This window comes from Streptomyces sp. NPDC056296 (assembly GCF_042268605.1).
GTDB lineage: Bacteria > Actinomycetota > Actinomycetes > Streptomycetales > Streptomycetaceae > Streptomyces.
In genome coordinates this window covers 110571-132896 of sequence record NZ_JBHJRX010000022.1, presented here as the reverse complement: position 1 = coordinate 132896, position 22326 = coordinate 110571, and the positions used below count along the sequence as shown (strand labels likewise).

The following is a 22326-nucleotide window of genomic DNA, read 5'->3' as shown; positions in this document are numbered from 1 at the left end:
AGCTCCACTCCACAACCGGAGGCCTTCGTCGTCCTACAGATTCAGACCGTGTCGTCGCACAAACTCGACCAACCTGGCTGGGCAGTACACCTAGGAAGCGCCGTCCGGGGAGGGGGAGGGAGCCGAGGAAGGACCGGGACCGGCCCCCTCAGCCTCCCCCCCCGGCCGATCCCGCCCCGTCGCGGAGACCTCGCCCAGGTCACCGGAGGATCACCCACCGGTCTCGACGGCCCGCAGCCGTGCCCACTTCGAGACGCACCCGTAACGCCCCGTGCCGCACGTTCCACCCCGCCGCGCCGTCACAGTCACGTACACCGGCGTCAACGGGACCAGGGGGCACGGAAGATGAAGCGGTACCGGACACGAAGGCCGATCGGCGCGCTGCTCGCGCTCACGGCGGCGGGCGGCCTGCTGCTCACCGGCTGCACGGGCGGGGGCGACGGGGATCACGGGACGAAGGAGACCGCGGCCGACTCCCGGGGCGGCTCGGGCCCGATGCCCGCGCCCGACCGCCCACGCGGCGAGGGCGAACAGCGGTACGACGGCGGTACGGGCACCGGGGAGCCCGGCGAGAACGGGGACTCCCGCGAGACCGCCCCGGCCCCCGACCACCTCTCCACCTTCGCCCTGGACGTCGACACCGCCTCCTACGGCTACGCCCGCCGCACCCTCTCCGAGGGCCGGCTGCCCGACCCGTCGACGGTCCGGCCCGAGGAGTTCGTCAACAGCTTCCGCCAGGACTACGACCGCCCCGACGGCGACGGCTTCACGGTGACCGTGGACGGCGCCCGCACCGACGAGGAGGACTGGTCGCTGGTCCGCGTGGGCCTGGCAACCCGGAGCGCCGAGCAGGAGGGCGAACGCCCGCCCGCCGCCCTGACGTTCGTCATCGACATCTCCGGCTCCATGGCCGAACCCGGCCGGCTCGACCTCGCCAAGGAGTCCCTCGGCACGATGACCGACCGCCTGCGCGACGACGACTCGGTCGCGCTCGTCACCTTCAGCGACGAGGCCGAGACGGTGCTGCCCATGACCCGGCTCGGCGACCGTCGCGGCCGGATACACGACGCCATCGACAGCCTGGAGCCGACCGACTCCACCAACCTCGGCGCGGGCGTCGAGACCGGCTACGACACCGCCGTCGAGGGCCGCCGCGAGGGCGCCACCAATCGCGTCGTCCTCGTCTCCGACGCCCTCGCCAACACCGGCGACACCGACGCGGACGCCATCCTCGAACGCATCGCGGACGAGCGCCGCGAGCACGGCATCACCCTCTTCGGCGTCGGCGTCGGCAGCGACTACGGCGACGCCCTGATGGAACGCCTCGCCGACAAGGGCGACGGCCACACCACGTACGTCTCGAACACCGAGGGCGCCCGCGAGGTCTTCTGCGAACAACTCCCGCGCCACATCGAACTGACCGCCCGTGACGCCAAGGCCCAGGTCGCCTTCGACCCCGAGACGGTCGCCGAGTTCCGCCTCGTCGGCTACGACAACCGCCGGGTCGCCGACGACGACTTCCGTGACGACCGCGTCGACGGCGGCGAGGTCGGCCCCGGCCACACGGTCACCGCCCTGTACGCCGTCCGCACCCGGCCCGGCGCCGACGGCCACCTCGCCACGGCCACCGTCCGCTGGCTCGACCCCCGCACCCGCGCCCCGCACGAGGAGTCCGGCGACGTGGAGACCGACGCCCTCGCCGACTCGGTCTGGGGCGCGGACCGCGGCCTGCGTGTGACGGCGACCGCCGCCTACTTCGCCGACGCCCTGCGCTCCCCGTACGGCGACGGCGGCGCCCTGCCCGGCGCACCGCGCCTCGGCGAACTCGCCGAACGTGCCGGCGCGCTGGCCGACCGCACGGAGGACCCGGACGTCGGGCAACTCGCCGAGGCGGTCCGGCAGGCCGACCGGCTGACCTGAGCCGCCGCACCCGTTGACCACTTACGCGGTCACTTACGCGCGGGTAAGTTTACTCTCAAGTAAGTAACGGGAACAGGCAGCGCAACACCACTCCGATCCGCGACCGGGAGCCGACATGGGCGTACGCAGGGACCTGAAACGGGCGAAACAGCGCGGCGACCTGGCGTCCCGCACCCGGACCGAGACCGTCCGGGACGCGGACGGCACCGTCCGCGAGGCCCGCACCGCCCCTCTCGCGTCCCGCCCCACCACCGGCAGCACCGCCGACATCCCGTTCACCAACGCGGCCGAGGCGCCCGACGCGGTGGTCCTGCGCCGCGAGGTGAACGGCGCCTGGCGGCCCGTCACGGCGGCGGAGTTCGCCCGCGAGGTGACCGCCGTGGCCAAGGGCCTGATCGCCGCCGGCCTGGAACCCGGCGGGCGGGTCGCCGTCATGTCCCGCACCCGCTACGAGTGGACGGTCCTGGACTTCGCGATCTGGGCGGCCGGCGGCCGGACCGTCCCCGTCTACGCCACCTCCTCCGCCGACCAGGTCGAATGGATCGTCCGCGACTCCGGCGCCCGGCACGTGGTCACCGAGACCGCCGCGAACACCGCCACCGTCACCGCCGCCACCGCCGACCACCCCGAGGACCCGCGCGCCTGGGAACTCGACGCCGGCGCGCTCGCCGACCTCACCGCCCTCGGCAGGGGCGTGAGCGACGAGGAGGTCACCAAGCGCCGCACCGCCCTGACCCCGGACACGGTGGCGACGGTCTGCTACACCTCCGGCACCACCGGACGCCCCAAGGGCTGCGTCCTCACCCACGCCAACCTGCACGCCGAGGCCGCCAACACGGTCGAGCTGCTGCACCCGATCTTCAAGGAGGTCACCGGCCAGACCGCATCGACCCTCCTCTTCCTGCCCCTCGCCCACATCCTCGGCCGCACGATTCAGATCGCCTGTCTGCTGGCCCGCATCGAGATCGGCCACTTCCCGAGCATCAGGCCCGACGAACTGCGCCCCGCGCTGAAGACGTTCCGCCCGACCTTCCTGGTCGGCGTCCCATACCTCTTCGAGAAGATCCACGACACGGGCCGCGCGACCGCCGAGAAGATCGGCCGCGGCGCCTCCTTCGACCGCGCCCACCACCTCGCCGTCCGCTTCGGCGCCGCCCACCTGGAGCGTTTCCTCGGCCGCGGCAAGGGCCCCGGCCCCGCCCTGTGGGCCGGCTGGGCCCTGTACGACCTGCTGGTCTACCGCAGGGTCCGGGCGGAACTGGGCGGCCGGATGCGCTACGCCATCAGCGGCGGTTCCCCGCTCGACCACGACCTCAACCTGTTCTTCTACGCCGCCGGAATCATGGTCTACGAGGGCTACGGCCTGACCGAGACCACCGCCGCCGCCACCATCGTCCCGCCGCTCGGCCCCCGCCCTGGCACCGTCGGCCCGCCGATCCCCGGCACATCCGTCCGCATCGCCGACGACGGCGAGGTGCTCATCAAGGGCGGGATCGTCTTCGGGGCCTACCGGAACAACCCGGAGGCCGCCGACGCCGTCCTCACCGACGGCTGGTTCGCCACCGGCGACCTGGGCACCCTCGACGCCGACGGCTACCTCACCATCACCGGCCGCAAGAAGGACCTCCTGGTCACCTCCGGCGGCAAGAACGTCTCCCCGGCCGTCCTGGAGGACCGCCTGCGCAGCCGCCCGCCCGTCGCCCAGTGCCTCGTAGTCGGCGACAACCGCCCCTTCGTCGCCGCCCTGGTCACCCTCGACCCGGACGCCGTCGCCCACTGGCTGTCGGTCCGCGGGCTGCCCGCCGACACCCCGATGTCCGAGGTGGTACGGGACGAGCGGATGCGCGCCGACGTCCAGAAGGCCGTCGATCACGCCAACGCGGCCGTCTCCCGGGCCGAGTCGATCCGCGCCTTCCGGCTCGTCGAGGGCGAGTTCACCGAGGAGAACGGGCTGCTGACCCCGTCGCTGAAGGTGAAACGGCACGCGGCGGTGGCGGCGTACGCGGACGAGATCGAGGCGCTCTACGCGTCGCCGGGGAGCTGAGCGGGACGGCCGAGGGCATGCGTAAGGGGCGGACCGCCGATACGCTCGGCGGCCCGCCCCTCCCGGCCGATGTCAGCCCTCGCCGCCCTCGCCGTTGGAGGACAGGATCGAGACGTCCTCCAGGAGGTGCGCCAGCGCGCCGTCGCGCTTGGCCTGCGTGGAGTTCTCGGCGCACTGCTGGTTCAGGTCGTCCGACAGGATCGGGATGTCCTGGATGGGGACCAGACCGACGACGCTGACCGGGATGTCGCTGACCGCGATGCACGGCTTGTTGAACGACCCCTGGATGAGCGCCATCTGCGGGCTCATGTTGCCGTGCGTCGCCGAGTTGCCGAAGTACTGCGAGGCGCCGTTTCCGTTGGCGGAGACGGGCCCGCTGTCGTCACCGATCGCCATCGCCTGCGGTGCCGCGGCAGCGGAGGCGCCCATGACGGAGGCGGCGATCGCCGCGTAGGCAACTACCTTCTTGATCACTGGCCAGTCCTTTCTGAGGAAACCCCGTCCACCGGAGCGCTCTGGTCAACTCCGTGCACGCAGCCGGGTTTCTCCCGTTCACTCCGATGGCGGACAACGGGAAATGTGTACGGGGCGGCGTTTCTCCGCGAATTCCAGCGGCTTTTACAGGGGTTCTGAGATCCCGTGCGGGCCAACCGGGTGAACGCCCGCAACCAATCACTCCGCACCGGGTTGATGAGGCCGTAGGACAGTGCGTCGCTACGACGAAAGGAACGCGAAGTGCTCAAGAAGGCAATGGTCGCCGCGGCGGCTGCCGCTTCTGTGATCGGCATGTCCGCTGCTGCCGCGCCCCAGGCCCTGGCCATCGGGGACGACAACGGGCCGGCCGTGGCCAACGGCAACGGCGCCTCGTCGTCGTTCGGCAACTCGGCGACCGACGGCGACATGAGCCCGCAGCTGTCGCTGGTCGAGGGCACGCTGAACAAGCCGTGCCTGGGTGTCGAGGACGTCAACGTCGCCGTCATCAACCTGGTCCCGATCCAGGACATCAACGTCCTCGCGGACGACCTGAACCAGCAGTGCGCGGACAACTCCACGCAGGCCAAGCGCGACGGCGCGATCTCGCACGTCCTGGAGGACCTGTCGGTCCTGTCGGCGAACGGCGAGGGCGGCGGCGAGGGCGGCGGCGAGGGCTGAGCCGTATCCCGCCCCGGCCGGGCGGCCCGCTGACTTCCCCGCGGGTCGCCCGGTCGTCACCGGGACGGGACTCTCGCCGGGCGAGCGGAATGACGTCGTCGCTCTCCTGGGGGTACGGCCGTAACGGGTCGTGAGGCATACGAGTGAATTTCTCGGGGTCCCACGTTCGGTAGTTTCTCCGGCCGTCAATTCCTCGTTTGCAGGCTGCAGGTCATGGTGCGAGCCGTCAATGCTGTGCTCGCGCGGTTTCGGCCGTCATTCAGGCATGACCGCAGAGAAGGGAAAGTTCATGAAGAAGAGCGCTGCTGTCGTCGCGGGCGCGATCATGGCCCTCGGCATGGCCACTCCGGCCTTCGCCGACGCGGGCGCCGAGGGTGCCGCTGTCGGCTCCCCGGGTGTCCTGTCCGGCAACGTCGTCCAGGTCCCCGTGCACGTTCCCGTCAACGTGTGCGGCAACACGATCAACGTTGTTGGTCTGCTGAACCCCGCGTTCGGCAACGAGTGCGAGAACGACTGACGTCGTTCCGCACCAGCCGTCCGGCTGCGTCACGGCCGGCCTTGGCCAACTCGTTTGGTTCAGGGCCGGCTTTTCCCCTTTCTGCAGCCCGTTCTGCAGCATCCTCTACCAGCAGGAAGACAACTAGAGTGCGACAGACCCTGAGCAGGGGGATGGTCGCGGCAGCCGCCGCGACGGGCATCCTTTCCCTGTGCGGCAGCCCCGCCCTTGCCGACTCGCATGCGGACGGGGCCGCCAAGAACTCGCCGGGCGTCGCGTCCGGCAACGCCGTCCAGGTACCGGTCGATGTGCCGGTGAACGCCTGCGGCAACACCGTCGACGTGGTCGCCGCGCTGAACCCGGCCTTCGGTAACGAGTGCGAGAACAGCTCGGACGAGCAGGCCGGCGGCTCCGTGAAGCACGGGGCGCCCCACGGCGACGACGGCTCGGGCTACGGCTCGGACCAGGAGGGTCGGGACGGCGGAGGAAACGCCGAGGACGTCCGGGTCCCGTCCGGCGCCTCCGCGGACGGCGCGGCCGTGGGCTCGCCCGGCGTCGGCTCCGGCAACGACGCGCAGGTGCCGGTCGACGTGCCGGTGAACCTCTGCGGCAACACGGTCGACGTGATCGCCGCGCTGAACCCGGTCTTCGGCAACTCCTGCGACAACCAGGCGGAGGAGCCCCCGGGCTACGGCGAGGAGGAGCCGCCGCCCACGACGCCGCCCACCGACGAGGAGGAGCCGCCGCCCGGCGAGGAAGAGGAGCCGCCGCCGTCCGGCGAGGAGGAGACCCCGCCGCCCGCCGGCGAGGAGGAGACCCCGCCGCCCGCCGGCGAGGAGGAGACCCCGCCGACCCCGCACGTGGAGCAGCCGCCCGTCCTCGCGGAGACCGGCAGCGAGGCCACGTCCGCCGCCGCCGCGGCCGCCGGCGCCGCGCTGATCGCCGGCGGCGCGATCCTGTACCGCCGAGGCCGCACCGCCTCCCACCGCTGACCCCGGCCCCACCCCGCCCCCGGCCGACCCCACACAGGCTCCGGGGGGGGTTTGGTGGCCGGTACCCACAACAGAACCCCGCACGGTCGCCGGGGGCGTTGCGGTGCCCGGCACCAGCGACGGACGCGGCGCCGGGCGGAGGCGCCGCGCGGGACCGGCCCGGCGGAGGCGTTGCGCCTCGGCACGAGCGGCCCCGGCGAGGCTCCGGGCTTCGGTGTGAGCGGCCCGGCGAGGCTCCGGGCTTCGGTGTGAGCGGCCCCGGCGAGGCTCCGAGTCTCGGCACGAGCGGCCCCGGCGAGGCTCCGGGCTTCGGTGTGAGCGGCCCCGGCGAGGCTCCGAGCCTCGGCACGAGCGGCCGACGGAGGCTCCGAGCCTCGGGATCAGCGCCCACGGACGCGCCGCGCCCCGGCACGCGTTTCTCGCCGAGGCGTCGCGCCCTCCTCCAGGGCCGGGCGCCCGCGCCTTCGCCCCGCGCAGGGCCGCGCTTGTGTTCCGGTGCCTCGCACCGGCTCCGGGGCCGACGCGTCAGCCCGCCGAGGCGTCGCGCCCTCCTCCAGGGCCGGGCGCCCCGCGCCATCCCCCCGCGCAGGGCCGCGCACCTGTTCCGGCGCCCCGCGCCATCCCCCGCGCAGGGCCGCGCATCTGTTCCGGCGCCCCGCGCCATCGCCCCGCGCCGCCCCCGGGGGCGGACGCGTCAGTGGCTGCCCGCCCTGTCGTCGTCCGGGCGGTCGGAGCGGTCGGAGCGGTCGGGGGAGGGGGCGGTCGCCTGGCGTACCACGTGGGCGCGGGCCGGTGTTCCGGTGCGCGGGCGGGTGTTCTTCCGGCGCAGGCGGTCCAGCAGGCGTGCGGTCACGTGGCGCCCCCACAGGGTCCACAGGGCCCGGCCGGGCGCCCGGTCGTCCGGGGCGTGCCAGGCCAGCTCGCGTCCGCCGGGCGCCGGACGCAGGGCGCTCAGCGGCGCGTAGTTCTCCACCACGAACGCCCGCCCCGGCTGCGGCTCCCCGTCCGGCAGCGTGCGGTGGGTCAGGTCCAGGTGCAGGGCGCGTACGACGTCCAGCCCGGCGGTGTCGGTGAACAGCCGGAACTGGGCGCCGGGTCGCGGGTTGAAGTCGAGCAGGTGATAGCGGCCCGTCGTACCGCAGCGACGGAAGTCGAGGTCGAGGATGCCCCGGTAGCCCAGCTCGCCGGTGATCCGCTCGGCCAGGGCCTGCACCTGCGGGTTCGGCGTCCAGCGGCCGACCGCCGTCAGGCCGGCGCCACGCGGCCTGGCGCGCGTCTTGCGGCCGGGGCCGCCCGCCCGCACCGCGCCCGAGCGGTCGGCGTACCCGTGGAAGAACCAGTCGCGGTCCGGCCCCGGCGGCAGGAACGCCTGCAGCAGCAGCCGGCTGCCCGCCTCCTCGGCCCGCCGGTACAGCTCCCCGGCCTCCCGCGCCGAGCGCACCAGCACGGTGCTGCGCAGTCCGCCGCCCGGCGGCACCAGCCAGGGCCGGCTCCACTTCGCCACCACCGGCAGGCCCAGCCGCCAGGCGGCACGGGCGGCCTCGGCCGGGCCGTCCGGGACCAGGGTCTCGGGGTGCGGGACGCCCAGGGACGCGCACACGCCGGCCAGCTCCGCCTTGTCGGCCACCCGTTCCGGCAGCGCGCCCGGCAAATCGGGCAGCAGGTACGCGGGCGCCAGCTCCGCCCGCATCCGCCCCACCGCGACGGCACACGCGTCGTCCATCGGGATCAGTACGGCGGGACGCGCGATCCGCGCGGCGACGCGGCGCAGGACCACCGCGATGTCGGCCGGCGACGCCCCGGGCGGCGGCGGAGTGTGCAGCCGGCTCACATAGCGGGAGGCGCGGACCGGGCTCTGCGCGCAGTCGGCGACCACGTGCACGTCCACGCCCGCGCGGCCGAGCGAACGCACGGCACCCAGCGTTCCGTGGTGAAAGGGATTCCGGTCGGTCCGCAGCAGAACGGCGGGGACGCGGGTGTCGAACAGCGACACGGGATTCTTCCTTCGCATTCGATTCGGGTCACCGGTGCGGGCGATCGGCGCACTCGAAAGCCGTAGCGGCGGTGGCGTGATGGCATTTCATATGACTGAGTGTCAGTAAGCAGTAAGAAATTCGGCGCGACGAAAGGAGCCGGTCATGGCCGTACGGCAGTCACGGGCCCGGTCCAGGCGGCCGGCTCGCGGCGTCGCGGCGGTGGTCGCGGCGGCGGCGCTCCTGGCCGCGAGCCCCCAGGTCGCCGCCGGCGAACCGGTCCCGCCCGCACCGGCCCCGCCCGCGCCGGCCCCCGCGGTCCCCGACCGGAAGCCCGGTGCCGCTCCCGCGTTCGGCGCGTACCTGGACTACGGCCCGCGCGGCGTGGCCCGGATGGCGCAGCTCAGCCACTGGCTGGGCGGCGCCGAACTGCGCGTCGGCCACACGTACCTGCCCGGTGACCTCTGGAGCAACATCGAGGGCGCCCCCGGATTCCTCGACGTGTGGGCCGACTGGCGCACCCGCGAGGCCGACCGGATGTTCGTCCTCAACGTGCCCATGATGGAGCGCAACGAGGAGGGCGTCGACGACGACGAGGTGCGGAAACTGCTGCGCCAGGGCGCCGCCGGACGCTTCGATCACCACTTCAGGGCCCTCGCCGAACGGCTGGTCGAACTGAACGTTCCGGACACGGTCCTCGTGCTCGGCTGGGAGATGAACGGCACCACGTACACCCATCGGTGCGAACCGGACCCGGAGGCCTGGAAGACGTACTGGAACAGGATCGTCACCACCATGCGTTCGGTGCCGGGCCAGAAATTCCGGTTCGACTTCACGCCGAGCCGCGGCCGGGACGCCATTCCCTGGACCCAGTGTTATCCGGGGGACGCCACGGTCGACATCATCGGCATGGATTCGTACGACCAGCCACGCGGAATGGCGTTCGACGAACAGGTGAAGGAACCGTACGGACTTCAGGCGCACGTAGATTTCGCCAAGGCCCACGGAAAGCCCATCTCCTATCCCGAATGGGGGCTCTTCCGCAACGGCGACAACGCCGAGTACATGCGGCGCATGCTCGCGTGGATGGACGAGCACAAACCCGTGTACAACACGCTCACCGACTACTGCCCGCACGGCGTGTGGCAGTGCGACGACAACCCCCGGTCCACCGCGGTCTACCGGTCCGTGCTCTTCGGCCGCACCGACGAACCGGACCCCACGGTCCCGGAGCCGACCGTGCCCACCGCGCCCACCGCACCGCCCGTGCCCGCGGTGCCGCCCACCGCACCCGAGCCGTCGGCGAACTGCTCGCCGCTGGAGCTCGGCGACTGGGTCGAGTACTGGCTCGGCGGGAAGCTCTGCATGCGCCTCGACTGGTACTCGCGCAACAAGTAGTCGCCGGCCAGGGTGGTGACGGGGGTGACGGAAGGGGCGGCGGGGGCGGTCAGGTCCTGCCGCCACCGTCGCGCTCCTTCCGCTGCGCCCGCACCTTCCGGTGGTGCAGCAGCTCCTTGCCCCGCCGGCGTGCGGCGACGTCGCACAGGGCCGCCGACAGCAGCGGGGCAGTGTGCCGACGGGCCATCAGTAACCGCTGGTTGGGTACCGGTTCCGGGCGCCAGTGGTGTTTGTACGGCTCGTCGCCCCGCAGCAGGCTCAGCGTGTCGCGCTCCGGGGCGCGGGTGTGCTCGGCGCACGCGTCCAGCAGCATCACCGCCACGTCCGCCTTCCGCTCCCGCAGCCGGGGATGGGCGCCGTACAGGTAGCCGCCCGCCAGCCGCCGCGCCAGCAGCGTCACGTCCACGACCACCACCTCGTCGTCCATCCGGAACTCGGTGACCACCGCGTCCCCGGAACGCACCATCGGGCCCACCGCCCGCACCAGGTGGTCGCGGAACCGCGTCCGCAGATGCTCGCCGGTCACCTTCCGCCCCTGCCACTGCAGCCGGTGCAGCTCCAGCAGCCGCCGCAGTGCGGCGTCCACCTCGTCCGGGAGGACCGTCCGGCTCTTGACGCCCAGCGCGTCCAGCCTGCGCAGCTGGGCGCGCACCCGCTGCCGGCCCTTGGCCGAGGGCAGCCGGGCGGCCAGCTCGTCCATCGGGAGGGCGGGCAGCTCCAGGCAGAGCGAGTCGGCCACCCGGCGCCGGGGGCCGCGCCAGCGGTCGTAGACCCGTTCGGCGGCGGCGCCCGGCCGTACCTCGCGCAGGTCGATCAGCGCGGTGCGGGCCACCGCGGACAGACCCTCGGTGAGCGCGGCCACCGCGTCCTGCCCGCGCTCGTCGTCCAGCAGGACGTCCCCGTAGTCGGAGATCGCCCCGCCCAGCGGCACCAGCGACGGCACCGGACGCCGTACGAGCGTCAGCGGCGCGGCGGCGACCAGTTCGCGGCCGTCGCGGGCCAGCAGCAGCCGCAGCCGGCCGCGCACGCCGTACGACCGCCACCACGAGTGCAGCCAGGCATGGCTCTGGAACGGGGTCGCGGCGGCGCACCGGCCGTACAGCCGCCCCCAGTCCGCGGCCAGCTCCGCGAAGGCGCGCTCGTCGGTGACCAGTTCGGTCGTGTACGTCGTCCCGTACGTCGTCCTGTACGTCGTCGGGTACGTCACAGCTGTCCGCGGACGTCCGCCGCCGGGGCGGGCCCGGGCACGGCCGCCGTCGTGCGGTCGGGCTCCCGCGCGGCCCGGCGCGGACGGACCAGCAGCGCGAGACCGCCGAGCAGACCGCCCGCGCTCGCGCCCACCAGCCCCGTCACGGCGACCGAGGCCGAGGACGCCTCGGTGGGCTCGGTGGCCCGCGCGAACTGCCGCAGCTCCACGTGGGTGTCGTCGGCCGCGGCGTCCGCGTGCCGGGTCAGCGCGCGGGCGACCGCGTTGGCCATGTCGGCCGCCTCGTCCGGGCGCGCGGAGGTGGCCGTCACCGAGACCATCGGCGCGTCCGGCGAGGTCGCCGTGCGGACGCTCTCCTCCAGCGTCGCCACCGGCACGCCCGCCAGCATCTGCGCGTCCCCGAGCACCGCGAGCTGGGTGGCGACCCGGCCGTAGGCCTGCGCGAAGCCCAGCGCGGACGCCGGGTCGGACTTGTCGGAGGGGACGGCGACCACGTAACTGGTGGCCGTGTACTGCGGGGTGGCGACCAGGCCGTAGCCGGCGCCGAGCAGTCCGCCGGCGAGGACGCCGGCCGCGAGCGGGGACCAGGGCGGCAGGGACCGGAGGCGGCGCTGGACGCGGTGCAGGGCGATGAGCGCGCGGCCGGGACGGGCGGGCTGATCGGCCTCGTCCCGCGCCGCGGGCTCGGCCGGGGACTGGGTGAGGGGCTCGGTCATGCGGAACTGACTCCCTGGGGTGCCGGGGACAACGGATGCGTGAGGGTGGCCGCGTACACGTCCATCAGCTGGGCGGCGCTGCGGGTGACGCAGTAGTGGCGGGCGGCCTCGGGGGCGGTGCGCGGGCCGGGGCCGGGGCCGGCGGACGCGCGGACCTCGGCGAGGGCGCGGGCGAACTCCTCCTCGCCACCGGTGACACGCCGGGCGGTGGGCGCGGCGGCCGGGGGCAGGTCCTCGATCGCCGGGCAGGAGGCGTAGAGCACCGGCAGCCCCGACGCGAGGCCCTCCACGACCGCCAGGCCGAAGGCCTCCTCCGGCGACGGCGAGGCGAGCACGTCCATCGCGGAGGCCAGGGACGGCAGGTCGGGGCCGGGGGAGCCGTCGGTCACGTAGGGGCGTTCGCCGGCGAGCAGGACGCGGTCGGCGACCCCGGCCTCGTGGGCGGTGCGGCGCAGGACGTGCTCCTCGGGGCCGCCGCCGACCAGCAGCAGCCAGCAGTCGTCCGGGAGCCGGGCCAGGGCCCGGACCAGGACGTCGAACCGCTTGCCCGCGGTGAGTCGGCCGATGCCGCCGACGACGTACGCGCCGTCCGGCAGGCCGAGACGGCGACGGGTGCGCAGGCGGGCGACGGGGTCGAAGCGGAAGCGGGCCAGGTCGATGCCGTTGGGGACGACCTCGATGCGGGGCGCGGGCACGCCCCAGCGCTTCAGCCGGTCGGCGACGGTGGGGGAGACGGCGACCGTGGCGCTGCCCAGCCGCTCCCCGGCGAGGTAGAGGGCGCGGACGCCGGGGGTGAGCGGGCGGCCCTCCATCTGGGAGTCGCCGAGGGAGTGTTCGGTGGCGACGACGGCCCGAACGCCGGCCAGGCGGGCGGCGATGCGGCCGTAGAGGCAGGCGCGGTAGAGGTGGGTGTGCACCAGGTCGTAGCCGCCGGTGCGGACGATGCGGGCCAGTCGGGGCAGCGCGGCCAGGTCGCGGTTGCCGGCCATGCCGAGGTGGACGACGTGCACGCCGTCGGCCAGCAGTCCGTCGGCGACCGCGCCCGGGTTGGTGAGCGTCACGACGTCGCAGTCGACGGGGAGGTGGCGCAGGAGCAGCCGCAGTTGCTGTTCGGCGCCGCCGACGCCGAGGCCGGTGATGATGTGCAGGGCCTTCACCTCACACTCCCGTCACGGGACGGCGGCGCAGGCGGTGCAGCCGGGTCTTCAGCAGCAGGCGTACGGCCGTGTCCCGCTGCCCGATGTGCACGCGGGGCAGGGCGTGCGGGCCGGTCAGCGGGCCGGGGTCGATGGCGCAGGCGTAGGTGTGACCGGCGGCGCGTACGGCGTCGGCGGCGCGGGCGTCGACGGCGCCGTACGGGTAGCAGAAGCCGGTGACCGGAGCACCGATCAACTCCGAGAGCAGTGCTCTGCTTTCGGCGGTCTCGGCCTTCAGCGTGGCGTCGTCCGCCTGGGTCAGGTCGACGTGGGTGAGACCGTGCGAGCCGATCTCGACGCCTTCGGCGGCGGCGTGCCGGATGCCGTCGGCGGTGAGCAGCGGCTTGCGCGGGCCCAGCGGGTCCCACGCGTTGTCGCCGCCGAGCCGGCCCGGCAGCACGAAGAGGGTGGCCCCGCAGTCCCAGCGGCGCAGGCACGGCAGCGCGTGCTCGACGAAGTCGGCGTACCCGTCGTCGAACGTCAGCCCCACCAGGTCGCGGCCACCGCCCCGGGCCCGGGCGGCCAGCAGCTCGGCGACCGGCACACCGCGCAGCCCGCGCCGCCGCAGCCAGCCGAGCTGCGCGTCCAGCCGGTCGGGCGTGACCGTGATGCGGTACGGGTCGTCCGAGCAGTCGCCGACGGAGTGGTACATCGCCACCCAGGGGGCGGTGCCGGGGCCCGTGGGAACGCCGGGGCGTGTGCGAACGTCGGGGCCTGTGCGGGCGTCGGGGCCCGTGCGGGCGTCGGGACGTGTGCGGGCGTCGGGGCGCGTGCGGGCGTCGGGACGTGTGCGGGCGTCGGGGCGCGTGCGGGCGTCAACGGGGTCTACGGAAGCGGAACCGGTCGCGGAAGCAGAAGCGGAAGCGGAACCGGTCGCAGTAGCGGATGAGGGAACGGAAGCCGAAGCGGCCATGCGGGAGCCTTCGTGTGACGGAGCGGACGAGATCGAGGGCCAGCACGACGCCTTGGACGCGCAGGACCCGGCCGAGCAGGACGAAGACGCCGACGACGGCCACCACGCCGACGGCGAGGGAGACGGCCGGCACGGTGAACCGGTCCGCGACCAGCGCGCCCGCGACGGTCGCCCCCGCCGCCGCCAGCACCGGCCTGACCAGGTCGCCCAGGACGCGCCGGACGCGGACCGGGACGCTGCGCGGGCCCATTCCGGCGAGCAGCAGGGCGGCGGTGACGGTGATGCCGGCGGCGTTGGCGGCCGCGATGCCGGTCACTCCCCACGGGCCGACCGCCCAGGCGCCGATGCCGGCCGTGGCGACGATGCCGACGGCCATCGCGGCGAGCGGGTACCAGCTGGCGCGGCCCGCCGAGAAGTAGGAGCGGGCCAGTGCGCCCACCACGGTCTGGCCGAGCAGCCCGAGGGCGTACACGCGCATGACGTCCGCGGTCGCCGCCGTGTCGGCCGCGGTGAAGGCGCCGCGCTGGAAGAGGAGTTCGATCATCTGCGGCGCGCAGGCGACGACCGTGGCCGCCCCCAGCAGTACCAGACAGGCAGCCAGTGCCACGTCCCGCTCGACCCGGTCGCGGGCCCGTTCGGTGTCGCCGTCGGCCATCGCCCGGGCCACCACCGGGAAGGTGACCGTGCACAGCATCAGCGACAGCGTCATCGGGATCTGGGCCACCTTCTGCGCGTAGTTCAGGTGCGAGATGGCGCCGGAGGGGAGCCCGGAGGCGAGGAACCGTTCGATGAGGACCTGCGACTGGCGGCACAGGGCGAAGAGCAGCACGGTGCTGAACAGGGCGAGAGCCAGCGGACGCGCCTGGTCCCCGGTGCCGGCCGGCCGCTCGCCGCCGTCCCGGCGCCGCAACTGCCGCAGCAGCGACGGCAGCTGCGCCGCCACCATCAGGAAGCCGCCCGCCGCGACCCCGACCGCCGCCGAGCGCACCCCCCAGCGCCCGCCGAGCACGAACATCGCGGTGATGATGCCGGTGTTGTAGGCGACGTAGATCGCCGCCGGCGCCAGAAACCGGCGGTGCGCCCGCAGGGCGGCACTGCAGTACCCGGCTAGCCCGAAGCTGACGACGCAGGTGGCGGTGAGCCGGGTGCAGTCCACGGCGAGGGCGTGGTCGGGCAGCCCCGGCGCCAGGGCCCGGACCAGCTGGGGTGCGCATACGACGACCAGCGCGCCGACCGCGACGAAGGCCGGCGCCAGCCGGGGCAGGGTCGAGGCGACCAGCGTGCGGACCGGGTCGCCGGGGGCGCCCTGCGCGCGGCGGGCCAGGGCCAGGCTGAACATCGGGACCAGCGCGAAGGCCAGCCCGTCCTCGATCAGCAGCGTCGCCGCGAACTCCGGCACCGTCCACGCCACCAGGAAGGCGTCCGTCTCGCTGCCGGCCCCGAACAGCCGGGCCAGCGCCTGGTCCCGGGCCAGCCCGAGCACCGACCCGGCCACCGACAGCACGGCCGTGAGCAGCGCGGCCCGGGCGAGGAAACCCCCGGAGGACCGTCCCTCGGCCGCCGCCCGGGTGTCCGCGTCCGGCGCGCCGCTCCGGGCCGACGGAACGGACGGGGACCGGGCGTCCCGGGAGGGCGTCACCTTCATCGCGCGGGTACCTCTTCCGCACGGGGTCCGGTCCCGGAGCCGCAGCCGGAGCCAGACCCGGCCCCGGGCCCGAAGCCGGCCCCGGACCCCGACCCAGAGCCGGACCCGGCCCCGGAGCCAGACCCTGATCCAGACCCGGACCCGGACCCAGCCCCGGACCCTGATTCAGACCCAGCCCGGGACCCGGGCGCGGACCCAGCCCCGGCCCCTGATCCAGACCCAGCCCGGGACCCGGACCCGGACCCGACCCCGGCCCCTGATCCAGACCCAGCCCCGGACCCAGCCCCGGCCCCGGCCCCGGCCCCGGACATGACCCCATCCCCGTCCCCGCCCCCGAGCGCCCACCAGCCCGCCAGCCCGAAGCACACCGCCGTCAGTACGGTCGAGGGTCCGCCGATGTCGGCGTACGCGAAGTCGGTCAGCTGCCACACCAGCAGTCCGCAGGCGACCAGCGCGCAGTCCGTCCCGGACGCCGCACCGGAGCGCCGTACCGCGCGGAGCCTGCGCAGCCCCAGGACGAGCAGTGCCAGCCAGCTCCCCGCCAGCCCGAGCAGCCCGATCAGCCCCTGCTCGGCCAGGACCAGCAGGTACATGTTGTGCGGGGAGAGCAGCGGCTGCTTGCGGTACCCCGCGCCCGCGCCGTCGGTCTCGCTGCCCGAGGACAGGGCCAGCGAGGCGTGCCCGTCCCGGTGTTCGGGAAAGCCCTTCAGGCCCACGCCGGTCAGCGGCCGCTCGCGCCACATGCCGGCCGCCGCCGCCCACATCGTGTAGCGGTCGGTCACCGACTGGTCGGGCGAGTCGGTGACCTGCGTGATGCTGCCGACCCGCTCCTGGAGCATCGCCGTACCGACCCCGAACCCGCCGACCAGCACCACGCCCGCCGCGACCACGGCCGCCCCCACCGTCAGCGCCCTGCGCGCCCCGGCGAGCAGCAGTTGGGCCGCGCACGTCACCGCCGTGGCGATCCACGCGCCACGGCTGAACGACAGGGCGAGCGGCAGCAGCAGGGCGATCGCGCACCCGGCCGCGAGGACGCGCCGCCGGGCGGGCGCATGGCCGAGCGCCAGCCCGACCGCGCAGACCAGCCCCAGGGAGACGACGGTCGCCATCCCCATCACGTCCTGCGGCCCGAAGGTGCCCACGGCCCGGATCTGCTCGCCCTGGTAGGAGGCACCGGTCCCGGTGACGTACTGGTGCACGCCGACCGTCCCCTGCCACACCGCCAGCCCCACCATCGACCAGGCGAGCAGCCGTACGTCGTCCCGGCCGCGGACCAGCAGCAGTACGGCGGCGGGGACGAGGACGAAGACCTGGAGGTAGCGGCCGAGCCCGGTGAGCCCGGCCCCCGGCGACACCGCGCCCATGGCGGCGACGGCCAGTCCGAGCACGGGCAGGCCCAGCACCACGGCCGCCGTACGGGTCAGGGGGCGCCGCCGGTCCCGCACCAGGCGCAGGGCGCAGTACAGCACCACCAGCCCGGAGGCCGCGTCGGCCGGATGGGCGCCGCCGTCACCGCCCCCCGCGGCCGGCAGGGCGAGCAGCGCGACGACCGCGGCCACGGCCAGCACGGGCGGCAGGTGCCGTACGCGCGCGGTGGACCGGGCGGTGGACCACCGGGGCAGGGTCTGGGCCACCTCGCTCAGCTCCCGGTGGGGCGCACGAGCGCGACGGCCGTACGCAGCAGGATGCAGACGTCCTGCCACATCGACCAGTCGTCGATGTAGGCGTTGTCGAAGCGGGCCCGGTCCTCGATGGAGGTGTCGCCGCGCAGCCCGTTGATCTGGGCCAGGCCCGTGATGCCGGCCGGCACCCGGTGGCGGGCGGCGTAACCGGGGTAGGTCTGGCTGAACTGCGCGACGAAGTACGGCCGTTCGGGACGAGGACCCACCAGGCTCATGTCGCCCCGGAAGACGTTCCACAGCTGGAGCAGTTCGTCGAGCGACGTACGGCGCAGGAAGCGGCAGAACCACGGCATCCGGCGCTCGTCCGCCACACTCCACCGGGTCGCCGACTCGTGCTCGTCGGCCGGGCGGTGGGTGCGGAACTTCAGCAGCGTGAACGGCCTGCCGTCCTCGCCGATGCGCTCCTGCCGGAACAGCACGCCGGGCCCGCCGATGACCCGCAGCAGCGTCGCGCAGGTCAGCAGCAACGGGCTCAGCAGCAGCAACAGCGCCCCGGACACCGTCACGTCCAGCACCCGCTTCCCGGCGCCGCCCGGCCGCCGCGCCCCCGCCTCCAGACGCCGGCAGGAGAACCCGGCGAGCCGCTCCCGGCCCGCGTACGCGGGGGCGTCCGCGTCGACCTCCCACACCACGCAGCCGGACTCGGCCAGCGCCCGCAGCAGCGGCCCCTGCCGCGTCCGTACGGAAGGGTGCACGGCCAGCACGTCCCGTACGCCGTTCTGCACGACCGCCCGCTGCACCTCCTCGCCCGTGGTCAGCACGGGCAGGCCCGTGGCGCCGCCCGGGTCGTCGGCGACGATCCCGACCGGGCGCACCCCGCAGCGCGGGTGGCGCAGCACCGCCGAGGCCACGCGCTGCGCGGTCGTGGCGGGGCCGACGACCAGGGCCGCGCGCGGGCGGTTCAGCAGCGCGGTGCGGCGCCGCCGGTGCACGACGCCCCGGCCGGCGCAGCCCGTCGCCGCGTGCAGCAGGAAGCCGAGGAGCAGCGTGCGGGCGGACAGGGCGTGCGGCGGGGCGTACGCCGCGACGAGCGCCGCCAGCGCCAGCCAGACCACCGTGATCCGGCCGCACAGGGCGGGCAGATCGTCCAGGACACCCGGCAGCCGCCGGGGAGCGCGCGGGCGCAGCAGCAGCGAGGCGGCGACCAGCAGGGCCGCGAGCAGCGGTTGGTGGGGGGTGCCGGTGAGCATCAGGGAGCCCGGCACCGCTGCCGCCGTGCCGTCCGCGACGAGCAGCGGCAGCGGGGACTCCGGCCGCGGTGCGGGGAGCCCGTCGGGGAACCGGAAACCCGCGGCGCCGGCACGCTGCGGCAGCACCGAGACGGGTGCGGAGGAGCCGAGGTCGCGCGGCTGGCCGGCGGGGTTGGGGACGGTGCTTTCCGCGGTCACGGGTGCGTGGACTCCCTGTACTCGATGGGCACGACGGCCGACCGCCCCACGAGCGCGGGCCTGTCGCCGGGGACCGTGTGTGTCCCGGTCGTCCGCCCGTCGCCGAGGAGGTCGTCGTACACCGCCGTGATCGCCGCGGCCGTGTGCCGTACGTCGTGCGTGGACAGGACGTGCGCGCGCCCCCGGCGGCCGAGCGACGCGCGCAGCGGGGCGTCGAGCAGCAGCCCGGCGACCGCGTCGGCCAGCGCCTCCGGGTCCATGGGCGGTACCAGGCAGTGCGGCACGAGAGCGGGCGGCAGGCCCTCGCGGGCGCCGTCCACGTCGGTCACCACCACGGCCCGCCCGCAGGCCATCGCCTCCAGCGGGGCCAGCGCCATGCCCTCCCACCGGGACGGCAGGACGACCAGGTCGGCGGCCCGGTACCAGGGCCCGGCGTCGGCGACGGCACCCGCGAACACCACGGACACGGGGGCACGTTCACCGGCACGGGCCGGGGCCGGTACGCCGTCGGCCGCCCCGGGTACGGCGGCGCACCCGGCGAGTCGGCCCCGCGCCGGATCGTCGCAGCCCGGCCCGGATGCCGGGTGGCGGCCTCCGGGTCGGGCCGGGTCTGTTGCGTGGCTGGGGGGTTCGGGGGCCGGGTGGTGGCCTCCGGGTCGGGCCGGGTCTGTTGCGTGGCTGGGGGGTTCGGGGGCCGGGTGGTGGCCTCCGGGTCGGGCCGGGTTTGTTGCGTGGCTGGGGGGTTCGGGGGCTGGGAGGTGGCCTCCGGGTTCGGCCGGGTCCGTTGCGTGGCTGGGGGGTTCCGGGGCCGGGTGGTGGCCTCCGGGTCCGGCCGGGTCCGTTGCGTGGCTGGGGGGTTCCGGGGCCGGGTGGTGGCCTCCGGGTCCGGCCGGGTCCGTAGCGTGGCTGCGGGGTCCCAGGGCCGGACGGTGGTCACCGGGCAGGGGCCGGCCCGGGGCGCCGTCGAGGAAGCCGTACGCCGAGGCACTCTCGGAGAGGCGCGTGTGGTCCGGGCCTTCGCCGACCAGCACCAGCCGGGCCCCCGGGACCCGCGCGAGGACCGACTTCCACGCGGTCAGCAGGACGTCCTGCCCCTTCTGCCGGCACAGCCGCCCTACACAGACCACCAGCGGGCCGCGCGGGCCGTGCGGGCCGGCGCCGGGCCGGACGTGTACGCCGTCCACTTCGGCCGGGGTGTTCCCGCCGGCCCCGTCCGGCACGGCGTCCGCGCCGAAGCGGTCGAGGTCGATGCCGTTCGGGATCACCGCCCACCGCCCGCGGATCCCGCTCCGCACCCCCCGCAGCCGCTCCGCCTCGCTCACGCACACCGTCCGCGCCGCCCACCGCGCCCCCCACCGCTCCCAGCCGAGCGCGAGCGCCGCGGCGGCCCCGCCGACCGCCTCGAACGACCAGGCGTGCGGCTGGAAAACGGTCGGGACACGCCCGCGTACGGCGAGCCGGGCCGCGAGACCGGCCTTCGCGCTGTGCGCGTGCACCAGGTCGGGCCGTACGTCCTCGATCACGCGGGCGAGCCGCCGTACCTCCGACACCAGCGCCGGACCCGGCGACCGCGTCGCCGGCCAGTGCCGTACGTCGGCGCCCAACGACCGGAGTCCGGCCGCGAGGCCCCCGTCGGGACAGGCGACCGCGACGCGCAGCCCGGCGGCGAGCTGTGCACGCGTCAGGTCCGACACGACACGGGCGACTCCGCCGTCCACCGGCTGGGTGACATGCAGAACCCGTCGCCGGGAGTCGGTCGGTGGCAGGTGCATACGCGTTTCCTCGCTCACGGAAAATGCTCGGGACGGGCGGGAACGCGTCTCACCGCAGGGCGTCGGCCGCGACGCGGCGTACGCCGGCGCACGCCGCGTCCTGCTGGGAAACGAGCCGGCAGGCCGGCTGGTCACCGCCACGTTCGGAGCTCTCGGTAAGTGCCCTCGGCCGATGTCCCGCAGTGGTGCAACCGGGATGCGTCGGATGGTGTGGGACTCTAGCCGCTATCCGTACTAATACGGTGAAACCGGGTAAGTGTGTTGGATTCGTGAACGCCGCTCTCCGGGGAGATCACTCCTTTGGCGGCACAACTCACGTGCGTGCCACGCGTTGACACTGCGCCGGGCACCCGCCCGGATGTTTGTGTCAACCCCAAGGAGCACTTCTCCATGTCGCGTATCGCGAAGGGCCTGGCCCTGACCTCCGTCGCCGCCGCCGCGGTGGCGGGCACCGCCGGTGTCGCCGCTGCCGACAGCGGCGCGCAGGCCGCCGCCGCCCACTCCCCGGGCGTCCTGTCCGGCAACGTGGTGCAGGTTCCGGTCCACATCCCGGTCAACGTCTGCGGCAACACCGTCGACATCATCGGCCTGCTGAACCCGGCGTTCGGCAACGAGTGCGAGAACGACTGATCGTCGGCTCGAAACCCTTGCACCGGCCGTCCGTACCGCGGTTCCTCCGCGAGCGGGCGGCCGGTTCGCGTTGCCGCACGGACGGCGGTGTGCTGCCCCGAATGGGGGGTGCGGGCGCCGACACGGCCGGAAGACCTTGACAGGGCGTCTCACCAGGCAGGACGCCGGGACGGGGAAAGGCAGCCGAGTGCGTACGGTCGCCGCTCGGTTGCAGAGCGCCACGGGCGCTTCCACGGTGGGCACAAGATCCGACGCACCACCGAAAGGAACCCCCATGCGTCTGCCCGCACGGCGAATCGCCACCACCGCTCTCACTGCCGGCCTCCTGATCGGCCTCTCCGGGCCGGCGGTGATGGCGGCCGATGGCGAATCGGTCCGGGAACGCACCCACGCGGCGTCCCACGCACCCCTCCCCGACGTGGCCGAACTGCAGAGTCAGGTCGGCAGCCTGGCCGGCCTGGGCGGCGTGCTCACGCCGGTCACCGACCTGCTCAACGCCGTCCTCAAGGCCGACAACGGCCAGCTCTCCGCCACGGACGCGGACAAGCTCGCCGCCGCCGTCAAGGACGCCCTCGCCAAGGCCGACGCGGCGGACGCCGACGCCGACGACACGGCGACCACCCCGGGCACCACCACGCCCGGCACCACCACCCCCGGCACGAGCACCCCGGCCCAGCCGCCGGTCGTGACCGCGCCGGAGGCCGAGACCCCGGTCACGCTGCCGGCACCCGTCGTGGCGCAGAGCAGTGACGAGACCGCGGCGGCGGCCGACCTGGCCGCCCAGTCGTACGCCGCTCTGCAGAAGCAGATCGACGCCCTGGTCGAGGCCACCACCTCCGGTACCGCCGAACAGGTGAGCCCGGCCGTCGAGAACGTGGTGACCGGCGTCGTCAACGTCGTCGCCGCCACCCTGGTCGGCAGCGGGCTGCCCGCCGCCGACCTGGCCGGTCTGCCCGCACTGCCGGCCGCGCCGGAAGCCACCACGCCGGAAGCCACCACGCCGGAAGCCACCACGCCGGAAGCCACCACGCCGGAGGTCGCCGCGCCGGAAGCCGCGGTACCGGCGAACCCGCTGCCGGCCAACCCCTCCTGACGCCCACGGCGTTCCGGGCCGTGGCGGCACCCCCCCCAGGAGGGGCTGAAGGGCCTCCCCCCCTTCTTCGCCCCCCTCCTTTTCTCTTGGAAACCCTAGGAAATACCGA

At 74.7% G+C, this 22326-nt stretch carries 17 protein-coding genes and 2 pseudogenes; 8 read left to right on the top strand and 11 right to left on the bottom strand.

Translation table 11 applies throughout. From position 1 onward, the window contains the following. Window positions 1-345 precede the first annotated feature (345 nt). Together ACFCZF_RS18430 and ACFCZF_RS18425 are read left to right on the top strand one after the other, a co-directional pair. Complete coding sequence (locus ACFCZF_RS18430; protein ID WP_376672541.1) at window positions 346-1920, top strand: von Willebrand factor type A domain-containing protein; 1575 nt, start codon at window positions 346-348, stop codon at window positions 1918-1920. A 115-nt stretch (window positions 1921-2035) separates the two neighbouring features. Next, window positions 2036-3964 carry an AMP-dependent synthetase/ligase gene (locus ACFCZF_RS18425; RefSeq protein WP_376672540.1) on the top strand — a complete coding sequence of 643 codons (1929 nt, stop codon included), beginning with the start codon at window positions 2036-2038 and terminating at the stop codon, window positions 3962-3964. A 72-nt stretch (window positions 3965-4036) separates the two neighbouring features. Here the strand turns inward: ACFCZF_RS18425 and rdlB are convergent, their stop codons facing one another. Beyond that, complete coding sequence (rdlB, locus tag ACFCZF_RS18420) at window positions 4037-4438, bottom strand: rodlin RdlB (RefSeq protein ID WP_376672539.1); 402 nt, start codon at window positions 4436-4438, stop codon at window positions 4037-4039. Between the two features lie 261 nt (window positions 4439-4699). On the opposite strand from rdlB, the gene rdlA reads away from it, so the two are divergent. The 3 genes from rdlA (at window position 4700) to ACFCZF_RS18405 (ending at window position 6604) form a co-directional block, all read left to right on the top strand. Continuing rightward, entirely contained in the window at window positions 4700-5116 is a 417-nt protein-coding gene (gene rdlA / locus ACFCZF_RS18415) for a rodlin RdlA (RefSeq protein ID WP_376672538.1), read from the top strand. Window positions 5117-5405: 289 nt separating this feature from the next. Continuing rightward, on the top strand, window positions 5406-5633 hold the full coding sequence (gene chpD, locus ACFCZF_RS18410; protein WP_375924170.1) for a chaplin ChpD: 228 nt from the start codon (window positions 5406-5408) through the stop codon (window positions 5631-5633). 128 nt (window positions 5634-5761) lie between these two features. After that, window positions 5762-6604: a chaplin gene (locus tag ACFCZF_RS18405; RefSeq protein ID WP_376672537.1), complete on the top strand. Its 843-nt coding sequence runs from the start codon at window positions 5762-5764 to the stop codon at window positions 6602-6604. Between the two features lie 694 nt (window positions 6605-7298). Here the strand turns inward: ACFCZF_RS18405 and ACFCZF_RS18400 are convergent. After that, complete coding sequence (locus tag ACFCZF_RS18400) at window positions 7299-8597, bottom strand: ATP-grasp domain-containing protein (RefSeq protein WP_376672536.1); 1299 nt, start codon at window positions 8595-8597, stop codon at window positions 7299-7301. A gap of 145 nt (window positions 8598-8742) precedes the next feature. On the opposite strand from ACFCZF_RS18400, the gene ACFCZF_RS18395 reads away from it, so the two are divergent. After that, entirely contained in the window at window positions 8743-9975 is a 1233-nt protein-coding gene (locus tag ACFCZF_RS18395) for a glycoside hydrolase family 26 protein (protein WP_376672535.1), read from the top strand. 49 nt (window positions 9976-10024) lie between these two features. Here the strand turns inward: ACFCZF_RS18395 and ACFCZF_RS18390 are convergent, their stop codons facing one another. The 9 genes and pseudogenes from ACFCZF_RS18390 to ACFCZF_RS18350 all read right to left on the bottom strand — a co-directional run. After that, window positions 10025-11182 (bottom strand): GNAT family N-acetyltransferase, encoded by a 1158-nt coding sequence (locus ACFCZF_RS18390; protein WP_376672534.1) that lies wholly within the window; start codon window positions 11180-11182, stop codon window positions 10025-10027. Next, window positions 11179-11898 (bottom strand): lipopolysaccharide biosynthesis protein, encoded by a 720-nt coding sequence (locus ACFCZF_RS18385; RefSeq protein ID WP_376672533.1) that lies wholly within the window; start codon window positions 11896-11898, stop codon window positions 11179-11181. Before ACFCZF_RS18385 ends, ACFCZF_RS18390 begins: the two co-directional genes overlap by 4 nt. Further along, the gene (locus ACFCZF_RS18380) at window positions 11895-13055 is read right to left on the bottom strand and encodes a glycosyltransferase (RefSeq protein ID WP_376672532.1); all 1161 of its coding nucleotides are present in this window, start codon (window positions 13053-13055) and stop codon (window positions 11895-11897) included. The genes ACFCZF_RS18385 and ACFCZF_RS18380 overlap by 4 nt, the downstream gene beginning before the upstream one ends. A gap of 1 nt (window position 13056) precedes the next feature. Beyond that, a complete protein-coding gene (locus tag ACFCZF_RS18375) occupies window positions 13057-13746 on the bottom strand; it encodes a polysaccharide deacetylase family protein (protein WP_375924172.1) in 690 nt (229 codons plus the stop codon). Between the two features lie 163 nt (window positions 13747-13909). Then, complete coding sequence (gene murJ / locus ACFCZF_RS18370; RefSeq protein WP_376672531.1) at window positions 13910-15652, bottom strand: murein biosynthesis integral membrane protein MurJ; 1743 nt, start codon at window positions 15650-15652, stop codon at window positions 13910-13912. Between the two features lie 328 nt (window positions 15653-15980). Then, a pseudogene (locus ACFCZF_RS18365) lies at window positions 15981-17286 on the bottom strand (O-antigen ligase family protein); the annotation flags it as partial. A gap of 5 nt (window positions 17287-17291) precedes the next feature. Further along, entirely contained in the window at window positions 17292-18722 is a 1431-nt protein-coding gene (locus ACFCZF_RS18360; RefSeq protein ID WP_376672530.1) for an exopolysaccharide biosynthesis polyprenyl glycosylphosphotransferase, read from the bottom strand. After that, complete coding sequence (locus ACFCZF_RS18355; protein WP_376672544.1) at window positions 18719-19642, bottom strand: glycosyltransferase; 924 nt, start codon at window positions 19640-19642, stop codon at window positions 18719-18721. Before ACFCZF_RS18355 ends, ACFCZF_RS18360 begins: the two co-directional genes overlap by 4 nt. Window positions 19643-19660: 18 nt before the next feature. Continuing rightward, window positions 19661-20494, bottom strand: a pseudogene (locus ACFCZF_RS18350) (glycosyltransferase); the annotation flags it as partial. Between the two features lie 390 nt (window positions 20495-20884). Between ACFCZF_RS18350 and chpG the strand changes: the two are divergent. Together chpG and ACFCZF_RS18340 are read left to right on the top strand one after the other, a co-directional pair. After that, window positions 20885-21124 (top strand): chaplin ChpG, encoded by a 240-nt coding sequence (gene chpG, locus ACFCZF_RS18345; protein WP_019325464.1) that lies wholly within the window; start codon window positions 20885-20887, stop codon window positions 21122-21124. 274 nt (window positions 21125-21398) lie between these two features. Next, window positions 21399-22217: a hypothetical protein gene (locus tag ACFCZF_RS18340; protein ID WP_376672529.1), complete on the top strand. Its 819-nt coding sequence runs from the start codon at window positions 21399-21401 to the stop codon at window positions 22215-22217. The last annotated feature ends 109 nt before the right edge of the window (window positions 22218-22326 follow it).